The sequence below is a fragment of the Phytoactinopolyspora mesophila genome, assembly GCF_010122465.1.
Classification (GTDB): domain Bacteria; phylum Actinomycetota; class Actinomycetes; order Jiangellales; family Jiangellaceae; genus Phytoactinopolyspora; species Phytoactinopolyspora mesophila.
Window position 1 is genome coordinate 1 of record NZ_WLZY01000010.1, and the last position, 20,351, is coordinate 20,351.

A 20,351-nucleotide genomic window follows, 5' to 3' on the forward strand; every position below is an offset into this window, starting at 1 on the left:
CAACGGACGCCTCGAACACCTCCGCGGCTCCGCCCTCGGATTCCGCAACCTCACCAACTACATCGCCCGATCCCTACTCGAGACCGGCGGCTTCAGACGCCAACTACACCCTCGATTGTGAAGAGCCTCGATACCTCACGGTGCTCTCACTGTCGGATTCAATGGTGGCAGCACCACGTTTCAGGTCGCCCGGATATTCGCTCAAAGAATTGGCGTGACCGTCGTGACGAATTCACTCAGTATTGCCGCCGAATTGGCCGGGTCGACCACTGTGAGTTTGCGCGTGACAGGTGGGCTCAGCCGGCCGGCGTCGCACCAACTACTCGGTCCGGACCTGATCCGGTTCCTCAACCGGATCAGTCTGACCGTCGCCGTCGTCGGCATCGATGGAATATCCATCGAGTCCGGCCTGACCATAGGTCATCGGGATGAAGCGGTCGGCACTGCCGCGATGATGTCGCGTGCCGAACGGGTGATCGTCGTCGCCGACGGCACGAAGGTTGGCAGGGTCGCCGCCGCCAGAGTCTGCGGAATCGCCGAAATCGACGAACTCGTCACCGACGATTCCGCCGATCAGCGCGTAATATCCGATATTGAGCGTCGCGGTGTCCGAGTGTCGACTGAAGCAGCAAGGCAAGGACATGACCAGAATGCGAGAATGTGCAATGTAGATTGCACACCTTCACCTCACCCATAGACCATTGCACGATTTCTTCTCCACAATAGTAGATATCTCTTCCGGAATCGCCAGCCGAATTTCCGGAACATTCGACGCTGTCCAAACAAAGGGAGCGGAAACATGTGGAGATCGAGTCTCGTATCGTCCCGGCAGTCCGGCGCCCAGCCATCGCGGCGTTCGCTCCTGAGTGGAGCATTGATCGGTGGTGGTGGCCTCGCCGCCGGATCCATACTGGGTGCTTCGCCGGCCGCCGCGGCCCCGCCGAACTGGAAACGCTTCGGCGTCGACCATCCCGGAGGCGACCCCGACGAGACTTCCATACAGGCGGCCCTGAACAACGCCCGGGATGCCGGAGGGGGCCACGTGAACGTCGGACCCGGAACCTGGCGCATCCACAATGAGCACCTGCGCATCTATGCCAACACCCGGCTGACTCTCTCGCCCGGCACTGTCCTGCTCCGCACCGGCGCGCTGACCGCGATGCTGAGCAACGGTCCGCGGGACGGCTCGGACACGACCACCACAGGCTACGACGGCCCCGGCAATATCATCGTCGAAGGCGGCACCTGGGACTTCAATGCGCGAGAGGTGCCGCGCCCTGGCTGGGGCCTGGTCTTCGGGCATGCCGCCAACATCGTCCTCCAGCACATGGAGATCCTCGACGTATCCGAGTGGCACGCGGTGGAGTACAACGCCGTCTTCAACGGAGTGATCGACTCGTGCACCGCGATCGGATCGATCGAACGGCCCTCCGCGGCGTGGAATCAGGAGGCGTTGAGCATCGATCTCGCCTGGCCAGGACTACAGCCGTTCGGCGCGGCCGACTACACCCAGAGCAAAATGATCCGGATCACCAACAACTACTGCTCCGGATGGCCGACCTTCGCCGGCGACCACAGCGGCTACACCAACTCCAGCCACGAGCAGTTCATCATCGCCAACAATACGATGCGCGACCTGTCGTACTGGGGCGTCAGTCTTCGCAACGTCAACCGGGCCGTCATCACCGGAAACACGATGAACGACGTCGGCGGTGGCATCTGGGTCCGCCCGCACGACGACCCCAACTACGACAACCACCGGGCGAACACCGGCATCGTCGTGTCGGACAACGTCGTGGACACCACCACTCGCGACGAGGGCATTCGGGTACGTGGGATCGTTGATGACGTGCTCGGAGATGGCCGGATCTACGGTAGCTCGGTCACCGGGAACGTCGTGCGCAACGCCGAAAGGACCGGGATCGTGGTTCGGTGGGCGCCGGAGGCGCAAGTCAGCAACAACACCGTGCTGGGTGCGAAGGTCTACGGCATCGAGGTCCTGAACTCCCCCGCCTCCGTGGTCGGAAGCAACTACGTGCGCGACCTGGACCAGGACGGGATCGCCGTCACCGGCGGCGAGAGCCACCAGGTGACGGGCAACTCGGTCGCCAATGCGGCACGATCGGGAGGCGACGGGGCCGGAATTCGCTTCAACGGAGTCTCGGCGGCGAATGTCCAAGGCAACAAGGTGACATCGGTGTCGCCACGGCCTGCTCACGCGATCTCGTCCGATGCGGCCTCGGCGGACATCTTCTATCCGAACAACGACGTGCGCGGCGGCTACGACACAACCCCGTTCGATTTGCAGGGATCGGGCCACTCCGACACCGCGGGCAACGCGACCTGACACGCCTCCATCGCCGTTTGCGTCCTGCAGGGTGTGGGCTCTGGCGCTCACCTTGCAGGACGCAGGCACGGCACATGTCAGCCGCGCGGATCGGCCACCACACCGAGGAAGAGGATCGCATCCGTCTGCTGGTCGGAGATCGTGAACGCGAACGGCCGGTCGACACGGAACTCCAGCGGCTCCTCCACCGCCGATTCAGCCATGACACCACCTGTGACGGCGGCCGCCTCGGTTCCTTCCTCGTCCACCTTGATGTAGGTCTTGTGGACGACGACATCGAGGAACGGGTTGACCTCCGACATCGGCCGGAAGTCGGCACCGGCGCCGAAAGCAGACGGCATCCCCATGCCGGCCAGCGCGTCGTTGAGATTCAGATCCCATTCGAGTTCGAAACGCGGCATCGCCACCTCGTCGAAGGTGTCCGTCGACAACTCGACGACGGCAGCACGCCACTCGGCGGCTTCAAGCCCGTCCAGCATCTCTTCGACACTGCTGTCCTCATCGGGCAGGAGGACCTCCATGCCGTAGCGCTCGTCCTCCCCGTACGGCATCCGCAGCATGTGGTAACCGTCCCGCTCGGTGTGGCTGAAATCCTCGTCCCACAGGTGCATGAGCGCGACGTCGACATCGCTCCCGTCGGCCAGGCTGAACGGCTCGTCTCGGGTGTTGCCGGGATCGAACGGCGTGGTCCACTCACCGAGGAAGTAGACGGCATTGAGCAGGACCAGCACGGCATTCGCCGAGGGAAGGCCCAAGTCGTCGGCAATACCGTCGATCAGCCCTTCGGTGCGTTCATCGACCCATTCGTCGATTTCGTCGGCGGTGTCCTGTGCAGCCAGGTCGGCCTCGTCAAGCGTTGCCCCGAAGGTGCCGGTGACGAAGTCGACATAGTCCTGCTCAAAAGGTGTTCCCTCCCGGGCCCACAACGCGTTGGACACGGACAGAGTCACGTCCTCGGTGTCCGCCAGGGCACGCAATAGCGCTCCGACACGTACGTCTCGTGACTCGTCCAGGTGCAGCACTCCCGCCATTTCATCAGCGGTGTCACCGCCCGCGCCGGCCAGCACCATCGCCAGCAAAGTCGCCACGGAGACCGGCGAGGTCACCGTGTTCTCACTACCGTCCGTCACCGTCGCGAGCAGCTCGAACCCGAAGGTGTTGACCGCTTCCCCGATCTCACGCGCGTCGCTCGCAGAGAAATCGCCGACACGTTCGACGTCGATCCGCCCCGCGTCACCTGGCGGCCCGTCCGAACCGCAGCCGGCGAGCAAGAGCGCGCCAGCGATCAGTCCCGTGAGCATTCGAATCGGTACCATCGAGCACCTCCACAGTCTCAGCTCGCCCACCGCGGCTGCATACTAAGTTCGACGCGGACCGCCCGGCGCGGGTTGCTTGTGAACCGCCGAATCGAGGCCCTTCGCGGCTCCCACTTCGCTGAGGACGGCGACCGCTTTGAATCACCGCGCCGACCCGACGAGGCCGGGCCGCCGACAGCTGCCTTGCCGGCCGCACAGGAGCCGTAGGACCTCCCGCGAACGTGAGTTCAGCCGCGCGGATCGACGACGGTACCCAGGAACAGGATCGTGCCGGTCTCCGCATCAGAAATCGTGAAGACGAAGGGCCGGTCGACGCGGAACACCATCGGCTCGACCGGTGCGGACCCGACCATGTCCGACGCGGTGACAGCGGCAGCCTCGGTGCCTTCCTCGTCGACCCGGATGTACGTCTTGTGCACGACGCTGTTGAGAACCGGCCCGATTGGTGACATCGGCCGGAAATCGGCACCCCCTCCGAATGCGACGCCCATACCGAGCTCGATCAAGGCGTCGTTGAGGACAAGCTCCCACTCGAGCTCGAACCTTGGCAGCACCAGCTCCTCGAACAATGACGACGTGAGATCATTCGCCGCGGAACGCCATTCGTCGGCGTCGAGCGATGCCAGCAGGGCGTCCACATTGGAGTCCTCGTCGGGCAAGAGCACTTCCATGCCGTAACGCTCATCGTCGCCATACGGCATCCGCAGCATGCGATACCCATCGCGCGTCGTGTGGCTGAAGTCCTCGTAGCGCATATACATCATCGCTACCTCGGACTCGCTACCGTCAGCCAAGGTGAACGGCTCGTCCAGAGTGTTGCCGGAATCGAACGGCGTAGTCCATTCACCGAGGAAGTAGACGGCGTTGATCAAGACCAGGACAGCGGTTGTCGACGGTAGCCCGAGGCTCTCGGCGATGTCTTCGATCAGCCCTTCGGTACGATCATCGACCCATTGGTCGATTTCGTCAGCAGTCGCCTGTGAACTGAGATCAGCCTCATCGAGGGTCGCCCCGAACGTGTTGGTGACGAAGTCGACGTATTCCTCCTCGAACGGTATCCCGTCGTCGGCCCAAAGGGCATTGGCCACGGACAGGGTGACGTCATCGGTATCCGCGAGGTTCCGCAGCAGCGCACCGACGCGCACGTCACGGGACTCGTCGAGGTGCAGCCCACCGGCCATCGCTTCAGCGGTGTCACCCTCCGCCCCGGCCAGCACCATCGCCAGCAGGGTCGCCACCGAGACCGGCGATATGACCGTGTTCTCGTCTTCTTCGGCAACCACGCCGAGCAGATCGAACCCAAACCTGTTCATCGAATCGCCGACCGCCCACGCGTCGTCAGCAGAGAGATCGGCCACTAGTTCAAAGTCGATCCTCGCGGCGTCTCCCGGGGGCCCGTCCGAACCGCACCCGGTGAACAGCAACGCGATCGCTGCCACACCCACGAACGCACGCTTGGACAGCATCGACGACCTCCAGGTTCGAGCAGCGCACCCACCATGACTGCACACTAGGTTCGACGCCGGCAGATCGGTTCCGGTTCCGGCCGCTCACTCGTAGAGGACGTACTCCGGCAACGGCTCCAGCGCCAGAACCTGCTCGGGGGTCATCAGCGGCCCGTGCCTGGTGTCTTCTTCGAAGAAGAGCTTGAAACCGGCGCGGACGTGCTCCGGCATGGTGGCGATGACGCGATCCCAGGTCGCTTCCTTGTCAGCCCGCGCCCCGATGCCGTCGACGCTCTTGACGATCTCGACCCCAGGGTGCTCGCCGAGATCGTCTTCATCTTCAACCACCGACTCGTGCACCTGATGGAAGACGATCACCTTCTCCGGGAGGTTCTCCTCGGCGACCAGCGCGGAAACGTATTCGGCTACGGAGTCGAGCTCGGAACCGGTTGTGCTCCCATATGTCTGACCCGGTACCTCGCCGTCGCCGACCGCCCACTCCGGATCGAGCGCCAAACCGACATCGGGTTCACGCAGCCATTCCTCGAGAAGCTGCACATCATCGAGGAATCCGGAGCGGCCCGGCTGCACGTTGAGCAACAACAACGCCTCGTGCTCCCGGGCGGCTTCGAGATAGTCCCGGATCACCTCGTCCGGCTCGACAGTCCTGTAGAGCCCGCTCGCCGTGGGTGAAGGATGCGCGATGATCGCGATCAGCTCGTAGACGGGCAGCACCGTACGGCCGTCCACCTCGTAGTCCGGGATGATCTCGTCGAGTTCGGCAGCCGCTCCGTCGAGGTCCTCGGCATCCAAGCGCCCGAACGCCGGTGAGCGCCCGCCCGAGAAGCCGACCAGGCGGTGCTCGGGGAAGATCGACGTGGCTCCATTGGGCAGCGTCGGTTCCGGCTCGGGTTCCGGCGTGGGCTCGTCCTGTGGTGGCTGGTCCCGGGACGGCTGATCATCGGGTGACGACGTGGCACCAGGCTCAATGGGACCCGGCACCGAAGAATCTTCGTCAGCGCTACAGGCGCCCACCATGAAGGCGACCATCGCGGCGAAGCAACACAAAGATCGAGCACGCATCCAGTCGAGTCTGCACGGAGGTAGGCGAAATTTGCCACTTCCGGAGCGGTACAGCCGTCGCCTTTTCGATTCAGCCGTTAGCCGCGGGACTGTCTCGCAACCGGACTGGGCGGATCTCCATGTCACACACACAACGTTGCCTCAGTGACAGAGATCCGCCACCCGTCCGTGGGCGCCGACCAGCGAGGATGTCGACGTCCGTGAGCGGAGGGCATGGGATTCGAACCCATGAGGACGGAGAGGGCCCCGCCCTAGAACTTTTCAAGAGTTCCCCGTTCGGCCACTCCGGCAGCCCTCCCGGCACACGCAAGTGTGCCACGAAAGCACCGTCGAGATCGACTGACCTCCCCGCGGCCTCTTGACCGAAACGCCGTGGACCCCGGTGATCACGCATCAATGATCACCGGAACGACGCGACGCCGCGGCGGGCCGTTCCGGGTCACACGACCACTGCGACCATGAGCCCGGATATAGCGCGGCTCGCACTCCGGCCAGTTCCAGCGCCGCGACCTCGTGGGCGGCGGTGATGCCAGAACCGCAGTAAACGCCCACGCCGGCCGGGGCACCGGCTTCCACCCCGAGCGTCGCGAAACGCTGCTGGAGTTCGGCAACCGGACGAAACCGGCCGTCGGCATCCAGATTCTCGGTAGTCGGGGCGCTCAATGCACCTGGAATATGCCCGGCCCGCGGATCGACCGGTTCGGTCTCGCCGCGGTAGCGCTCGGCCGCCCGGGCATCGAGCAGCACACCGCCGTGCGCCATAACGGCGGCGTCGTCGGCGTCCAGGACGGGCATGGCGCCCGGGCGCAGGACGACATCACCGGGTTCAGGCCGCACATCTCCGGATTCGAGTGGATAGCCGGCACGACGCCAAGCCCCGAGGCCACCGTCCAGGAGCCGCACCTCTGAGAACCCGCCCCACCTCAGCAACCACCACGCGCGGGCCGCGGACATCGCGGCGTTGTCGTCGTAGGCCACCACGAGGCTGTCGCCGCACACGCCCCACCGCCTGGCCGCATGCTCGAGATCCATGATGGCCGGCAACGGATGGCGGCCCTCTTCCGGCGACGCGGGCGCGGCCAGTTCAGTCTCGAGATCGACGAAAACCGCTCCCGGCAGATGACCTGAGCGGTATTGCTCAAGGCCGTGAGGAGCACCGAGTTTCCAGCGCACATCGAGGAGCACCACCGGAAAACCGTCGGTCAACAGACCGTGGAGTTCGTCCGGGCCCATCAGAACACTCATCGCAACAGCCCCTTGATATCCGCCACACTCCAGCATGGCCTTCATGGCGATTCGCGTCCCCCGATTTCCGGCGAAGGACAATATCAAGCTACCGTCTCATTCGTGATGACCTCCGCCGGCGAAGGCCCGCGCACTCTGGCCGTAGACTGCGGCGGAACGGGCCTCAAAGCCACCGTGCTCAGTGCGGACGGCACGCCTCTACATAAGCGTGCCCGGCTGCGCACACCATACCCATGCCCGCCCGAAGTCCTCGTCGATGCGGTCACTTCCCTCGCTGACGCAACCGGCGAAGCTTTCGACCGGGTATCCGTCGGCTTTCCCGGCATGGTACGGCTCGGCGTCGTGCATGCGACTCCTCACTATGTCACCGAAGCGGGCCCGTTCACCCCGCCACGCGCGGACCTGGTGGCGGCTTGGTCGGGATACGACATTCAGGCGGCCCTCGAAGACGCCCTCGGGCGGCCGACGCGCGTGCTGAATGACGCCGAGATCGCCGGTCTCGCCGTTATCGAGAGCAAGGGTTTCGAGGTGGTCTTGACGCTGGGAACCGGGCTCGGATGCGCGCTCTTCGACGACGGCGTGCTGCTGCCCAAGGTCGAGCTCTCGCAGGCGCCATTCCGTAAGGGACAGACCTACGACCAGCAGCTGGGCCACCATGCGAGGCGCAGGCTCGGCAACCGGCGGTGGTCACGCCGGGTAGTCAAGGCTGTCGACGGTCTGCGTCCGGTGCTGAACTGGGATCGGCTGTATGTGGGTGGTGGCGGTGCCAAGCACATCAAACTCGAACTCGGCGACGACGTCACTACGGTGGGCAACGAGAATGGCCTGCTCGGTGGTATCCGGTTGTGGAACGACCGGGTCTCACGCGGGCGTCGCATTGAAGAAATCTAAGAATCCGCGCGATTAGGGCGCCGGTTCTCAAGCGGGTTCGAGTACCGGGCTTCTCGCCGCTCCCCTTCGGTGAATACCAGGGGTGGGGTTTATCCGGGTTCGGATCGAGTCCAGGTTTCGTGGGTGGCGATGAACGCTGACGAGGAAAGTTGGTCTTCGTCGCCGGTGACGACCGTGCGACCCAGTACCCTGGCGTCGTCGATCTCGAGAGTGGCATCAGCGCAGAACGTCAGCATGTTGGTCAACGTGTAGACGTTCGTGCCGAGCTGCCAGTCGATGACGTGCCCCGGACGCGACGCCAATGGTTGACCGATGGTGACCGCTACCCTGGATCCGTCTTCGCCGGTGACCTTTGCCCGTACGTGTTCGGCGGTGATTCGCCACTCACGGATCTCGCAGTGGACCGGTTCACTGATACCCGGAAGGCCGGACATCTCCGGAAAGTGGCGACTGAACGCATGTGCCAGCCATCCGCCCAGGCTCGGTTCAGGTGTCAGTAGGCGAACGGTGTCGTCACCTTCGATCCAGGCCAGCACGGCGACCCCCGGCCCCCGGACGCTCCAGTCCGCCTGCCAGAGGGAGACGAAGCCGGCCTTGGTCTCCCCCCGGAACAGGGTCGCGTTCGGATTGGCTCCGATGAACTCGACTGGCACCGGTTCAGCTTAGTTCCCTTGCCGTAGCGCCGCTGGATTTCTGCCTGGGCAGAAGCCCTCCGTGGCTCTCCGGCAGCCATTCGGCACCGGCCGCGGCCGGCGGGCGCAAAGATGCCGGAAATGTGACGCGGCGGCAACACGATGTGTGGCCTGTTTACCAACCGGACACATTCGCGGAATGGCGACATCCGCTTGTAACGATTCTGGCCAGCTCGTGAAATCTGCGGCCTCCACCCTCGTGGTGTCCGGTTGCCGCAACGTCGCGGCTATATGAAGGCGGCCCGGGCGCGACTACCGGTGAACAAGTCGCGTCCGGTCCCGCTTGCTCGCGTTGGAGGGACGGCAGATGGATACGGGAGATACCGCCTGGATTCTCGTGTGCACAGCACTGGTCATGCTCATGACCCCAGGACTCGCACTGTTCTACGGCGGCATGGTGCGCGCCAAGAGCGTCATCAACATGATGATGATGTGCTTCGGCGCGCTAGGTGTCGTCAGCATCTTGTGGATCGTGTACGGATACTCGATCGCCTACGGCGACAGCATCGGCGGTCTACTCGGCAACCCCACCGACTTCTTTGGTCTGTCCGGGCTGATGGATGACATCAGCGGCAACATCCCGACCCTGGTCGACGTCGGCTTCCAGGGCATGTTCGCGGTCATCACGGTCGCACTCATCGCCGGATCCATCGCCGACCGGGCGAACTTCTGGACCTGGCTGGTGTTCGCGGCCATCTGGATGACCGTCGTCTACTCGCCCGTCGCACACTGGGTCTGGGGCGACGGCGGATGGATCATCGACTCCCTGGAGGCGATCGACTTCGCGGGCGGCACAGCCGTTCACATCAACGCAGGGGCCGCGGGGTTGGCACTAGCCATCGTCCTCGGACGCCGGCGCGACTTCGGCAAGGGTTCGCACCGTCCGCACAACCTCCCGCTGGTGATGATCGGCGCCGGGCTGCTGTGGTTCGGCTGGTTCGGTTTCAACGCTGGCTCGGCGTATGCCGCCGACGAGGCGGCCGGCGTGGCGCTGGTCAACACAATCGGCGCGACGGCGGCAGCGCTGCTGGCATGGATCATCGTGGAGAAGCTGCGTGACGGGCATGCGACCTCGCTCGGCGCCGCCTCCGGTGTGGTCGCCGGCCTGGTGGCGGTCACCCCCGCCGCGGGCTCGGTCAACCCGATGGGAGCACTGGCCATCGGCGCGATCTCCGGTGTCGTCTGCTCGCTGACGGTCAGCTTGAAGTTCCGGCTGCGCTACGACGACTCGCTCGACGTCGTCGGCGTGCACCTCGTCGGTGGGCTGGTCGGCACGGTGGCGATCGGCTTCTTCGCCACCGCCAACGCCCCCGACGGCGTCAACGGGCTCTTCTTCGGCGGCGGCATCGACCTGGTCGGCCGCCAGATCATCGGCGCTGTGGCTGTGATGGCATTCTCGTTCGTGGTCACGTACATCATCGCGACCTTGCTCGAGAAGACGATCGGCTTCCGTGTTCACGACGACCACGAAATCGTCGGTGTGGACAAGGTGCACCACGGTGAGTCCAGCTACGAGATCGGCCCCGAGGACATCCCGGAAGATGTGATGGCCCGGGTCGGCGATGAGGCCGCGACCGCCCAACTGGGGAAGGCGCCAGCTACCGCGCCCGCCTCGGCCAAGGCAAAACGGCCGATCAATGCCGGTGAGGGTGAGGCCAGCCCGGCAACCGGCTGACCCCGCCGCCCCAGAACGATCCACATGAGCCGCGTCCCACGTAGGGGCGCGGCTCATGTCGTTCGGCCGTGGCGCGGCGGACCTGCCGCACGGTTCCTCGTGTCACGCTGTGACGACGGCCATCGTGAAACCGTCGTAACCCTTGCCCCCAACCGTCTGAATAGATGTAGCGCTCACTCGGGGCTCCGCCGCGGCTACCTCAACGAAGCGCTGGATGCCTTGCACACTGGGATCGGTGCTCGACAGGTCCGCGACCGCGCCCTTGCGGACGACATTGTCGACGATGATCACGCTGCCCGCCCTGGAGAGTTTCAGCGCCCACTGGAAATACTCAGCGGTGTTTTCTTTGTCCGCGTCGATGAATACCAGGTCGAACGGTTCAGCTGACTCCGCGGCCAGCTTCGGCAAGGTCTCAAGCGCTGGTCCGGTGCGAACATCCACCAGATGCGCTACCCCGGCCCGCTCCAGATTGGAGCGTGCTATATCAGCGTGGTGCGGGTCGGCCTCCAGCGTCACGAGCTTGCCGTCAGCGGGCAATGCTCGCGCGAGCCAGATGGTGCTGTAACCGGCGAGGGTACCGACCTCCAAGATCCGTCTCGCCCCGCGAACCTCGGCGATCAGCTGCAACAACTTGCCCTGGTTAGGCGCGACATTGATGGCCGGCAGCCCGGCCTCGTCGCTGGCGCGCAACGCGGCGTCCAGCGCCTCGTCCGGCGGGATCATCCGCTCGCCGAAGTATCGATCGACCTGGGTCCACTGTTCTTGGCTCACGCGCTTCTCCGCTGTCCTTGGCTCGTGTCCGTCGTTTCGGCGGTCTGTGGCTCGCACCGACATGCCCACCCTAGTGCCCCGCGTGACGGGGCCGCGGTGGGAGATCCGGGGCCCAAGGGGTGAGAATGTCAGGATGCGTGTAGCACTGGTACAGATGGCCGCGGGTCTCGACGTCGACGAGAATCTGGCCACCATCGAGCGGCTGAGCGCCGGCATCGACGCCGATCTCATCGTGCTGCCCGAGGCCGTGATGCATGATTTCGGCACACCTACCACGCCGCTCGGGCCAGTAGCACAGCCGCTCGACGGCCCGTTTGTGGCCCACATCGCCGGGCTGGCCAAAGATCGCGCCGCCACGGTGATCGCCGGCATGTTCGAGGCGTCCGGCGACGACACGCGCCCCTTCAACACGCTGGTCGCGCTCGGCCCGGACGGCGACCTGCTGGCCACCTACCGCAAAGCCCACCTCTATGACTCGTTCGGGTACCGCGAATCCGATCGGCTGCTCGCGGGCGACGTCGTGCCGGCGGTTTTCGACGTGGCCGGGCACAAACTGGGGCTGCTGACCTGTTACGACCTGCGATTCCCGGAGCACTCCCGGGCACTCGTCGACGCGGGCGCCAACACCCTTGTGGTGCCAGCGGCGTGGGTGCGTGGCCCGCTCAAGGAAGACCACTGGGCCACGCTCGTCCGGGCCCGAGCCATCGAGAACACCGTCTACCTCGCCGCCGCCGCCCAATGCGGAAGAGCCTATTGCGGACGCAGCATGCTGGTCGATCCCATGGGCGTCGCCGTCGCCGCGGCCGGCGAAGCCGAAGGCGTGATCCACGGCGACATCGACGCTGGACGGATCAGTGCCACCCGTGAGCGCAACCCAGCGCTTCAACACCGTCGCGCCTGGCCGTCTATCCCATCGGACGATGGCTGATCCGGCCCGCGCTGCCGTGATCTTGGCCGGCGGGGCCGGGCGCCGGCTGGGTGGCATGGACAAACCGCGGCTCGTCGTCGGCGGCCGCCCTCTGCTCGACACCGCTATAGGCGCATGTGTGACGTGCGCCCACGTCATCGTCGTCGGCCCGTTACGGCCCACCGAGAGACCGGTGCACTGGACCATCGAGGAACCGGCCGGGAGCGGCCCGGTAGCGGCGCTGAGCGCCGGGAGCGCCATCTTGCCACCGTCGGCCCGCAGCGTCGTCGTCCTCGCCGCCGACCTGCCCGCGATCACCGCGGACGTCGTCGACCAACTCCACAAGACGCTCGCGAGCCACGACGCCGATGCGGCACTCCTCACCGACGGCACCGGCCGCCGCCAGCCGCTGACCGCGGTCTACCGTGCATCCGCCCTGACACGCGCGCTGTCCGACGTCGGCAACCCCACCGGCCAGTCCATGCGGTCGCTGCTCAAGTACCTCAGCGTGGCGACACTCGCCGATCCACGTGCCGCGGAAGACATAGACACCACCGAAGACCTGGCACGATGGACCGAGCACCACACCGGGCACCCGGCCACGACTCCCGATGAGGACGACCCCGCACGGAAGGATCATCAGGGAACATGACCATGGATCCATGGATCGTCACCCTCTGCGAACAGCTGGGTGTGCCGATCGACGACGTCGATGTCAGCGCGATTCTCGATCTCGCCAAGGAGGCGGCGCACAACGTGGAGCGCCCCGCCGCGCCGGTGACGACGTTCATCGCCGGATATGCCGCGGCGCTGAGCGGCGGTGGTTCCGCGGCAGTAGACGCAGCCATCGAGCAGGCCGCTGTTCTCGCCACCGGGTGGCCCGAACGAGTTGCCCCGACGGCAGGCCCGGCCGACGCCACGGTCACCCTGGATTCCACCGGCAACGACTCCACTGACCCGTCCGCATCGAACTCGGCGGAGCGCTGATGTACGCGGTTGTCGTCGAAGCGCCAGGTGGCCCGGAGACTCTCACCTGGCAAGAGGTACCCGACCCGGTATGTGGCCCGGACGAGGTCGTGCTCGATGTCGCCGCCTCCGCGGTCAACCGAGCCGACATCATGCAACGGCAGGGCCACTACCCGCCGCCTGCCGGTGCCCCGCCCTGGCCGGGACTCGAATGCAGCGGGGTGGTCCGCGAGGTAGGCGCCTCGGTCACCGGCTGGGCGGTGGGAGATGAGGCATGCGCTTTGCTCGCAGGTGGCGGCTACGCCGAACGCGTAGCCGTTCCCGCCGCACAGCTTCTGCCCCTACCCACCGGCGTCGATCTCGTTACGGCTGCGGCGCTCCCCGAGGTGATGTGCACCGTCTGGTCCAACGTCGTCATGGCAGCTCGCTTGCGGCCACGTGAGGTCCTCTTGGTCCACGGCGGCGGCAGCGGCATCGGCACCGCCGCCATCCAGATCGGCGTCGCGCTCGGCGCCACGGTCGCCGTGACCGCCGGCTCCGCGGCCAAGCTCGACCGATGTGCCGAGCTCGGCGCCTCAATCCTGGTCAACTACCGGGAGCAAGACTTTGCCGAAGAGGTGAGGTCGGCCACCGGCGGGCACGGCGCGGATGTGGTTCTCGACATCATGGGAGCCAAATACCTGGCCGCCAACCTCGATGTGCTGGCGGTGCAAGGCCGGCTCGTCGTCATCGGCCTACAGGGTGGGCGAAAAGCCGAGCTTGACCTACGCGGCCTGATGAGCAAGCGGGCCTCGATCATCGGCACCACGTTGCGGGCCCGACCAGCGGCCGAAAAGGCCGCCATCGTCGCCGCAGTCCGGGACGAGCTGTGGCCGATGATCTCCCGGGGCGACGTCGCGCCCGTCGTCGACCGTCACCTCCCCATGCGCGACGCGGCAGAGGCGCACCGCATTGTCGAGCAAAGCGACCACGTCGGCAAAGTTCTGCTGACCACGTGACTTGTGAGCGGTCACCAGCGCCGCCGGCGTCCCCACCGGGGCTCGCTAACATGCCGGAGCCCATCTGCGTCAAGATGGGGGGATGACGGAGTCGAACGAGAACGCCGAACAGCGCGATCAAGACCAGGACACCGAGAACCCACGGGTTGTTGTCGTGGGTCCGGAAGGTATGGCCGTGGGATCGGCGCCGAATGAGAAGGACGATGACAGCGAGCCGGGGTCGCTCACCGACCTCGTCGAGCAGCCCGCCAAGGTGATGCGGATCGGCAGCATGATCAAACAGCTGCTGGACGAGGTCAAAGCGGCTCCGCTCGACGAAGCGAGCAGACGCCGGCTCGGTGAGATACACCGTAAGTCGCTAGATGAGCTCGAGGACGGCCTGGCGCCGGAACTGGTCTCTGAGCTGGAGCGGCTGGCGCTGCCATTCGGGGACGACACCGTGCCTTCGGAGTCCGAGCTGCGCGTCGCTCAGGCACAGCTCGTAGGCTGGCTCGAAGGCTTGTTCCACGGGATCCAGACAACGCTGTTCGCACAACAGATGGCCGCGCGTGCCCAACTGGAGCAGATGCGCCGGGCGTTGCCTCCGGGGGTGCAGATGGCACCGGGTCAGGCAGGTCCTCCCGGCCAAGCCAGCGGCGAAGGCGAGCAGCGCAGCGGCATGTATCTCTGACGGAAAGCCGACCTGCTCAGACGGTGGCCTGTGTCAGAAATCCGGCGACGAGATTTCCGACACAGGCCCGCAGAGGTCAATCGAATCTGGTGGTTACTGACTCACTAGCCGGCGTTGACGGCCGCGGCATGCTTGTCGATGAGCTCTCCCAGGCGGGGCAGCGCTTCTTCGACGTGCTTCTTCGCCTGTGGGCGCAGTTTGGAGTAGACCTTCTTCACGCTGTCCCGGCGCGACCCCGCTGCGCGGTCGTCGGTGACCCCGAGCAGGGCGTCCGCCACATCGGACGAGTTCCCGGTCAGGCGATCTGCGAAGGAGCCGGAACCCGCCTTTACGTGCTCGGCGTAGTAAGGCTCGAGCCGAGCGACGAAGTTGTCGAGCATACTGTCCACAGCATCCGACACAAACGTCGAGTTGATCTTCTTGATCAATCCGTACCCGCTCTTGACGGCCAGGCCCGATACCCCACTCTTGCCCGCGACCTCGGCGTCAACCAGGTTCTCGACATCCTTCACCACCGCGGGACGGCGATCCGGAGCGAGCAGGATCTCTTGCAACGTGTCTGCCATGACGTATTACGTCCTTCATCTCGAAATGACCATGTCGCCCCCGTGCGAATGCAACTGTAAATCACCCGCTACCGGATCACACAGCCGCCCAGCACATCAACCGGGGCATACCGGTGCGGCATCACTTCGAGGCTACGGAGGGTTCGAGGACCTCTTTGCCGCCCAGGTAAGGCCGCAGGGCCTTCGGCACCGACACGGAGCCGTCGGGGTGTTGGTGGTTCTCCAGAATGGCCACGATCCAGCGCGTGGTGCCCAGCGTGCCGTTGAGTGTGGCGACACTCCGAGTTCCCTGGCCGGCCCGCTCGCGCACCCCTAGCCGCCGGGCCTGGAACGTCGTGCAGTTCGACGTGGAGGTCACTTCCATCCAGCGCGACTGCGAGGGTAGCCAGGCTTCGCAGTCGAACTTACGGGCAGCACTCGAACCGAGATCTCCGGCGGCGACGTCGATGACCCGGTATGGGAGTTCGACAGCGGCGAGCATCTGCTCCTCCCAGCCGAGCAGGCGCTCATGCTCGGCTGCGGCGTCTTCTTCGCGGCAGTACACGAACATCTCCACCTTGTGGAACTGATGCACGCGGATGATGCCCCGGGTGTCTTTGCCGTGCGAGCCGGCCTCGCGCCGGTAACACGCCGACCAGCCGGCATACCGGAGGGGCCCGCCGTCGAGATCGATGATCTCGTCGGCGTGGAAACCTGCCAGCGGCACCTCGCTGGTGCCCACCAGGTAGAGATCGTCGCGCTCGAGCCGGTAGATCTCGTCCGCGTGCGCCCCGAGGAACCCGGTGCCGGCCATGACGTCGGGGCGCACCAGTGTCGGCGTGACGACCGGCGTGAAACCGGCGTCGATGGCCGTCTTCATCGCCAGGTTCAAGATGCCGAGCTCAAGCTGGGCGCCGACTCCGGTGAGAAAGTAGAACCGCGAGCCGGACACCTTGGCGCCCCGTTCGGTGTCGATCGCCCGCAACCCCTCGCCGAGCTCCAGGTGGTCGCGGACCGACGGCAGGTCCGGGCGGGCACCTACCTCCCGCAGGACCTCGAAGTTCTCCTCGCCACCGGCCGGCACACCGTCGAGGACGATGTTGGACGGCACCATGGCGAGCCGGTCCAGCCGTTCCTGGGCCTCAGCCGCGGCGGCCTCCGCGGCCTTCACAGCCGCGGCCAGCTCCTTTGCCCTGGCCAGCAACGCCTGTTTCTCGTCGCCAGAAGCCTTCGGGATCTCCTTGCCGAGGCTCTTCTGCTCACCTCGGAGCTTCTCGAACTCGGCGAGGGACGCGCGGCGGGTCTCGTCCGCGGCGAGCAGCTCGTCGACCACGTCCACGTTCTCGCCACGCGCACGCTGCGAAGCACGCAACTGCTCGGGGTCTTCACGAATCACACGAAGGTCAAGCACCCACAGAGCCTATCGGCCCGGCCCACCGCCCCACCAACCGAATACCCACCCCCCACCTAGATGATCATGTTTGGTGGGCTTACTCGTGCGTTGACAGGCCTGCAGGCATGGTGATCCACGAGGGAACCCACCAAACATGATCATCTAGGAGTCAGCCGTCGCGGAGCGAATCCAGCCAAACGGCGGCGTCGTTGAACTCCGCGTTGGTCATGCCCCGCCCGACCGGGGGGCGGACACCGTCCGCGCGCGCATATGAGCCGAGGAATCGAACGTCAGCGCATACCCGGCGCAAACCCATCAGCGCTTCGCCAACCCTTGCGTCGTTGAGATGACCCTCGGCGTCGATGACAAAGCAGTACCGTCCCATGCCATTGCCCGTCGGCCGGGACTCGATGCGCGTCAGATTCACGCCGCGGGTGGCGAACTGCTCCAGGATCTCCAGTAGCGCACCGGGGTGGTCGTCGCGAATGTAGGCCACCAGGCTGGTTTTGTCCGAGCCGGTGGCACGTGGCGGGCGGCCCGGCTGAGTGATGAGCACGAACCTGGTCAACGCCTCTTTGTTGTCGCCGATATCGTCAGCCAGCGTGTCGAGTCCGTAATGCTCCGCGGCAATGGGCGCGGCGATCGCGGCATCGAAGAGCTCCCCGTCAGTGTCGTGGGTCCGTGCCGACACGGCCGCGGCAGCGGCGGCTGTGGACGACGTCACGGCCGTGACCGCGTCCGGCAGCGCCTTGCTCATCCACGACCGGCACTGTGCCTCCGCCACGGGATGAGTCACTACCTTCCGGACGCCGGTGAGCTCGGTGCCGGATCGCGCCATCAACGAGAAGGTGACAGGCAGCAGATGCTCCGCCACGATCATGACCGGCTCACCCCGGATGAGATCGTCAAGGGTGGCGTTGACCGAACCCTCCACCGAGTTCTCCAGCGGAACGACGGCACCGGCCACGTCGCCCGTCCGCACGGCATCGATGGCCGCATGCACCGTGGAGTACGGTTCGAGCTCGGCTCCGGCGACGGCATGGAGGCGACGAGCCGCGGCCTCGGTGAACGTCGCGGCCGGCCCCAAATAGGCATAACGATCTTTGCTAGCTGGCACGCCCAAACTCTAACCGTTCTCGACCCGGGTTGCGCGGAGCCGGACGGCAGCGGCCTACGCTCAGCGCACAGCCGCTGCCGTCGCGCCGTCATTGCAGGATGGCAGGCGCCTCCCAGTCTTTGCCGAGCACATTGTGCGCCAGGAACGCGAGCACGGTTTGGTACCAGACCTTGGCGTGCTGGGGCGTGAGCACCCAATGGTTCTCGTCCGGGAAGTAGAGGAACTTGTGCGGCATCTCGCCGTTGTCCGCCTCGGCCCGGGCAGCGAGCTCGTACCAGAGCCGCAAGGCCTCACCGATGGGTACGCGGTAGTCCTTGTCGCCGTGGATAACGAGCATAGGTGTCTCTATCGCGTCCACGCCGTGGTGCGGCGAATTGGACCGGGCCATCTCGGGCGTCATCTCACGGGCCCAGTACCAGGCCGCGTCGGTGGTGGGCCCGAACTGGTCAAGCGCCCACAGGCTCGCGTGCGTGACAATGGCATCGAACCTGTCGGTCTTGGTCGCCACCCAGTTGGCCATGTAGCCGCCGAAGGAACCACCCATGGCAGCCGTGCGGTTGTGGTCGATGTCGTCGCGCGCCACCGTCACGTCGGTGATGGCCATCAGGTCGGTGTACGGCGCCTGGCCCCACTTGCCCCAGCCGCGACTGATGAACTCTCGCCCGTAGCCGGTGGACAATGCCGGGTCGGGCAGGAGCACGGCGTACCCCTGAGCCACCATGATCCACGGGTTCCACCGCCAGGACCAGGCATTCCACGAATTCAGCGGACCACCGTGTATCCACAACAGCAATGGGGCCGGAGTCGTGGCGGTAGTGCCTTCGGGCAGTGCCAGCCATCCCCGGACACGGACGCCGTCCTCGGCCTGCGCCTCCACCTCTTCGAGCCGGCCGGGCAGTTCGGGGCTCGGTGCCGGCCCTCGCAGCGGCTCGGACGCCTGGTCGGGAGCATCTGCCCTCAACCGAACCGGCGTCATCGGTTCGAGATAGGACGTACGCATCGCATAGACGCGAGTTCCGTCCGGCGAGACAACAACGTCGAAGTACGCGTAGTCGTCCCCCGTCAGCCTCGTGACCGATCCGTTTTCAGCATCGACCCGGAAGACCGGCGCCCGTCCGTTCTCGTCCGCAACGACGATCAGAGCGGCGCCGTCGGGCGTCCAGGCCGGTGGACCCGCCGGCCAGCGGTCCCAGTCGGTCGTGAGCTCTCGCAGTGATCCGTCCGTCATCGACACGATGGCCAGAACACGGTCACCGGGGTCGTGTGGCGAGGTCAGCCGCTCCCGGATCACGGCGACGGCCGTACCGTCAGGGCTGATGCGCGGTGCCGCGTACTCGTAGTCGGGCTCGTCGACGAGGATGCGTCGCTCACCTGTGATGGTGTCGATGACCACCAACGACTGCCGGTATCCGCCGGCGTGTGGAACATTCCACGTCGTCACGATCACCGAACCGTCGGCGCTGACGTCGTAATCGGAACGCTCCAGGCCACGGCCGGCGTCCGGGCTGAGATCGCGCAACTCAACAGCAGGATCGGCGAGTTCGTCGCCTTCGGCTAGGCGGCCTGCGAACAGGCGCGGAGCGGCCGGCCCGAGGTCAGAGTCCCAGAACCGCACCGGGTAGCTCTCATGCAGGATGGCTGAGACCTTCTTTTCCTTGCGCTCCTTGCGCTTGGACTCCTCGGACTCGACGTCCGCCGACGAAGGGAAGGTGGACGACGACACGACGACGGTTCCGGCCTCACGTGCCACGACAACGCCGCCGATGCCGCCGGGTCGCCGTGCGACGACGCGTGCTTCACCACCGGCCGCCGGAAGCAGCCACAGCAGCGGGACTTCGTCGTCGTCCTTGGCCGAGGGGTCGGGCCGGGCGGAGCAGAACAGCAGCGAACCGTCGGGCAGGAACGCCGAGCCGCTTTCACCTTTGGCGCTGCGCGTCAGCCGGCGGGCCGGCCGCGCGCCATCCGGATCGATCTCCCAAAGAGCGGAGACGTATTTCGTCTTCTCCGGGTTCAGGGTGGCCACCGCCGTGACGAGGCGGCGTCCGTCCAGGGACATGGTCAGCCCGCCGGAACGGGGAAGGGCGAGGTAGGCATCCAGATCGTGAAATGGGGTGGGGGTCTGCGGGGTCTCCGCCTGCACATCAGTCACCCTCACTTACCTATCACGTCTCGGCACCGTCCGGGGAGAGCTCGGTGATCCGCCAACGATCACCGCCAATTGAGCCCGGATGGGACTTAGCACTCTCCACGCAGGAGTGCTAAATTAGGACTCGGCAACCGCCTGTCATCC

At 65.7% G+C, this 20,351-nt stretch carries 19 protein-coding genes and 1 tRNA gene; 9 read left to right on the forward strand and 11 right to left on the reverse strand.

Annotated elements, in window-relative coordinates:
- Positions 1–208 precede the first annotated feature (208 nt).
- The gene (locus tag F7O44_RS32365; protein WP_425501432.1) at positions 209–697 is read left to right on the forward strand and encodes a DeoR/GlpR family DNA-binding transcription regulator; all 489 of its coding nucleotides are present in this window, start codon (positions 209–211) and stop codon (positions 695–697) included.
- A 102-nt stretch (positions 698–799) separates the two neighbouring features.
- A complete protein-coding gene (locus F7O44_RS23730) occupies positions 800–2,347 on the forward strand; it encodes a right-handed parallel beta-helix repeat-containing protein (RefSeq protein WP_162452801.1) in 1,548 nt (515 codons plus the stop codon).
- 77 nt (positions 2,348–2,424) lie between these two features.
- Here the strand turns inward: F7O44_RS23730 and F7O44_RS23735 are convergent, their stop codons facing one another.
- The 5 genes from F7O44_RS23735 to F7O44_RS23755 all read right to left on the reverse strand — a co-directional run bounded on the left by F7O44_RS23735 (position 2,425) and on the right by F7O44_RS23755 (position 7,436).
- Positions 2,425–3,663: a serpin family protein gene (locus tag F7O44_RS23735; protein WP_162452802.1), complete on the reverse strand. Its 1,239-nt coding sequence runs from the start codon at positions 3,661–3,663 to the stop codon at positions 2,425–2,427.
- Positions 3,664–3,890: 227 nt separating this feature from the next.
- On the reverse strand, positions 3,891–5,129 hold the full coding sequence (locus tag F7O44_RS23740) for a serpin family protein (protein ID WP_162452803.1): 1,239 nt from the start codon (positions 5,127–5,129) through the stop codon (positions 3,891–3,893).
- An 84-nt stretch (positions 5,130–5,213) separates the two neighbouring features.
- Complete coding sequence (locus F7O44_RS23745) at positions 5,214–6,191, reverse strand: hypothetical protein (protein WP_162452804.1); 978 nt, start codon at positions 6,189–6,191, stop codon at positions 5,214–5,216.
- 205 nt (positions 6,192–6,396) lie between these two features.
- Positions 6,397–6,489: transfer RNA gene (locus F7O44_RS23750), tRNA-Ser, on the reverse strand.
- A 95-nt stretch (positions 6,490–6,584) separates the two neighbouring features.
- Positions 6,585–7,436, reverse strand: a complete 852-nt coding sequence (locus tag F7O44_RS23755) for a sulfurtransferase (RefSeq protein WP_222851634.1) — start codon at positions 7,434–7,436, stop codon at positions 6,585–6,587.
- Between the two features lie 105 nt (positions 7,437–7,541).
- On the opposite strand from F7O44_RS23755, the gene F7O44_RS23760 reads away from it, so the two are divergent.
- Positions 7,542–8,327 carry an ROK family protein gene (locus F7O44_RS23760; protein WP_162452954.1) on the forward strand — a complete coding sequence of 262 codons (786 nt, stop codon included), beginning with the start codon at positions 7,542–7,544 and terminating at the stop codon, positions 8,325–8,327.
- 89 nt (positions 8,328–8,416) lie between these two features.
- On the opposite strand, the gene F7O44_RS23765 is transcribed toward F7O44_RS23760, so the two are convergent.
- Entirely contained in the window at positions 8,417–8,980 is a 564-nt protein-coding gene (locus F7O44_RS23765; RefSeq protein WP_162452806.1) for a hypothetical protein, read from the reverse strand.
- 346 nt (positions 8,981–9,326) lie between these two features.
- Here F7O44_RS23765 and F7O44_RS23770 point away from each other — a divergent pair, with 346 nt between their 5' ends.
- Positions 9,327–10,694 (forward strand): ammonium transporter, encoded by a 1,368-nt coding sequence (locus tag F7O44_RS23770; protein WP_162452807.1) that lies wholly within the window; start codon positions 9,327–9,329, stop codon positions 10,692–10,694.
- A 102-nt stretch (positions 10,695–10,796) separates the two neighbouring features.
- On the opposite strand, the gene F7O44_RS23775 is transcribed toward F7O44_RS23770, so the two are convergent.
- Entirely contained in the window at positions 10,797–11,465 is a 669-nt protein-coding gene (locus F7O44_RS23775) for a class I SAM-dependent methyltransferase (protein ID WP_174255978.1), read from the reverse strand.
- Between the two features lie 133 nt (positions 11,466–11,598).
- Between F7O44_RS23775 and F7O44_RS23780 the strand changes: the two genes are divergently transcribed.
- The 5 genes from F7O44_RS23780 (at position 11,599) to F7O44_RS23795 (ending at position 15,006) form a co-directional block, all read left to right on the forward strand.
- The gene (locus F7O44_RS23780; RefSeq protein WP_162452808.1) at positions 11,599–12,393 is read left to right on the forward strand and encodes a carbon-nitrogen hydrolase family protein; all 795 of its coding nucleotides are present in this window, start codon (positions 11,599–11,601) and stop codon (positions 12,391–12,393) included.
- The gene (gene mobA / locus F7O44_RS23785; protein ID WP_222851635.1) at positions 12,386–13,024 is read left to right on the forward strand and encodes a molybdenum cofactor guanylyltransferase; all 639 of its coding nucleotides are present in this window, start codon (positions 12,386–12,388) and stop codon (positions 13,022–13,024) included. The genes F7O44_RS23780 and mobA overlap by 8 nt, the downstream gene beginning before the upstream one ends.
- Positions 13,021–13,359 (forward strand): DUF6457 domain-containing protein, encoded by a 339-nt coding sequence (locus F7O44_RS29765; protein ID WP_222851636.1) that lies wholly within the window; start codon positions 13,021–13,023, stop codon positions 13,357–13,359. Before mobA ends, F7O44_RS29765 begins: the two co-directional genes overlap by 4 nt.
- Positions 13,359–14,336: an NAD(P)H-quinone oxidoreductase gene (locus F7O44_RS23790; protein ID WP_162452809.1), complete on the forward strand. Its 978-nt coding sequence runs from the start codon at positions 13,359–13,361 to the stop codon at positions 14,334–14,336. The genes F7O44_RS29765 and F7O44_RS23790 overlap by 1 nt, the downstream gene beginning before the upstream one ends.
- Before the next feature lie 82 nt (positions 14,337–14,418).
- Positions 14,419–15,006: a bacterial proteasome activator family protein gene (locus F7O44_RS23795; RefSeq protein WP_162452810.1), complete on the forward strand. Its 588-nt coding sequence runs from the start codon at positions 14,419–14,421 to the stop codon at positions 15,004–15,006.
- Positions 15,007–15,110: 104 nt separating this feature from the next.
- On the opposite strand, the gene F7O44_RS23800 is transcribed toward F7O44_RS23795, so the two are convergent.
- From F7O44_RS23800 to F7O44_RS32075, 4 genes are all read right to left on the reverse strand, one after another.
- Entirely contained in the window at positions 15,111–15,572 is a 462-nt protein-coding gene (locus F7O44_RS23800) for a DUF6918 family protein (RefSeq protein WP_162452811.1), read from the reverse strand.
- Positions 15,573–15,693: 121 nt separating this feature from the next.
- Positions 15,694–16,962, reverse strand: coding sequence for a serine--tRNA ligase (serS, locus tag F7O44_RS23805; protein ID WP_162452812.1), 1,269 nt, complete (start codon positions 16,960–16,962; stop codon positions 15,694–15,696).
- Between the two features lie 151 nt (positions 16,963–17,113).
- Positions 17,114–18,061, reverse strand: coding sequence for a prephenate dehydratase (gene pheA / locus F7O44_RS23810; RefSeq protein ID WP_162452813.1), 948 nt, complete (start codon positions 18,059–18,061; stop codon positions 17,114–17,116).
- Between the two features lie 88 nt (positions 18,062–18,149).
- Positions 18,150–20,210, reverse strand: a complete 2,061-nt coding sequence (locus F7O44_RS32075) for a S9 family peptidase (RefSeq protein ID WP_222851637.1) — start codon at positions 20,208–20,210, stop codon at positions 18,150–18,152.
- Positions 20,211–20,351: the final 141 nt, after the last annotated feature.

Bases quoted from the DNA above. Each gene is read 5' to 3' on its own strand.
- F7O44_RS23730 (WP_162452801.1), top strand. From the start codon at position 800: ATGTGGAGATCGAGTCTCGTATCGTCCCGGCAGTCCGGCGCCCAGCCA.
- F7O44_RS23735 (WP_162452802.1), bottom strand. From the start codon at position 3,663: ATGGTACCGATTCGAATGCTCACGGGACTGATCGCTGGCGCGCTCTTG.
- F7O44_RS23740 (WP_162452803.1), bottom strand. From the start codon at position 5,129: ATGCTGTCCAAGCGTGCGTTCGTGGGTGTGGCAGCGATCGCGTTGCTG.
- F7O44_RS23745 (WP_162452804.1), bottom strand. From the start codon at position 6,191: ATGCGTGCTCGATCTTTGTGTTGCTTCGCCGCGATGGTCGCCTTCATG.
- F7O44_RS23755 (WP_222851634.1), bottom strand. From the start codon at position 7,436: ATGAGTGTTCTGATGGGCCCGGACGAACTCCACGGTCTGTTGACCGAC.
- F7O44_RS23760 (WP_162452954.1), top strand. From the start codon at position 7,542: ATGACCTCCGCCGGCGAAGGCCCGCGCACTCTGGCCGTAGACTGCGGC.
- F7O44_RS23770 (WP_162452807.1), top strand. From the start codon at position 9,327: ATGGATACGGGAGATACCGCCTGGATTCTCGTGTGCACAGCACTGGTC.
- F7O44_RS23780 (WP_162452808.1), top strand. From the start codon at position 11,599: ATGCGTGTAGCACTGGTACAGATGGCCGCGGGTCTCGACGTCGACGAG.
- mobA (WP_222851635.1), top strand. From the start codon at position 12,386: ATGGCTGATCCGGCCCGCGCTGCCGTGATCTTGGCCGGCGGGGCCGGG.
- F7O44_RS29765 (WP_222851636.1), top strand. From the start codon at position 13,021: ATGACCATGGATCCATGGATCGTCACCCTCTGCGAACAGCTGGGTGTG.
- F7O44_RS23790 (WP_162452809.1), top strand. From the start codon at position 13,359: ATGTACGCGGTTGTCGTCGAAGCGCCAGGTGGCCCGGAGACTCTCACC.
- F7O44_RS23795 (WP_162452810.1), top strand. From the start codon at position 14,419: ATGACGGAGTCGAACGAGAACGCCGAACAGCGCGATCAAGACCAGGAC.
- F7O44_RS23800 (WP_162452811.1), bottom strand. From the start codon at position 15,572: ATGGCAGACACGTTGCAAGAGATCCTGCTCGCTCCGGATCGCCGTCCC.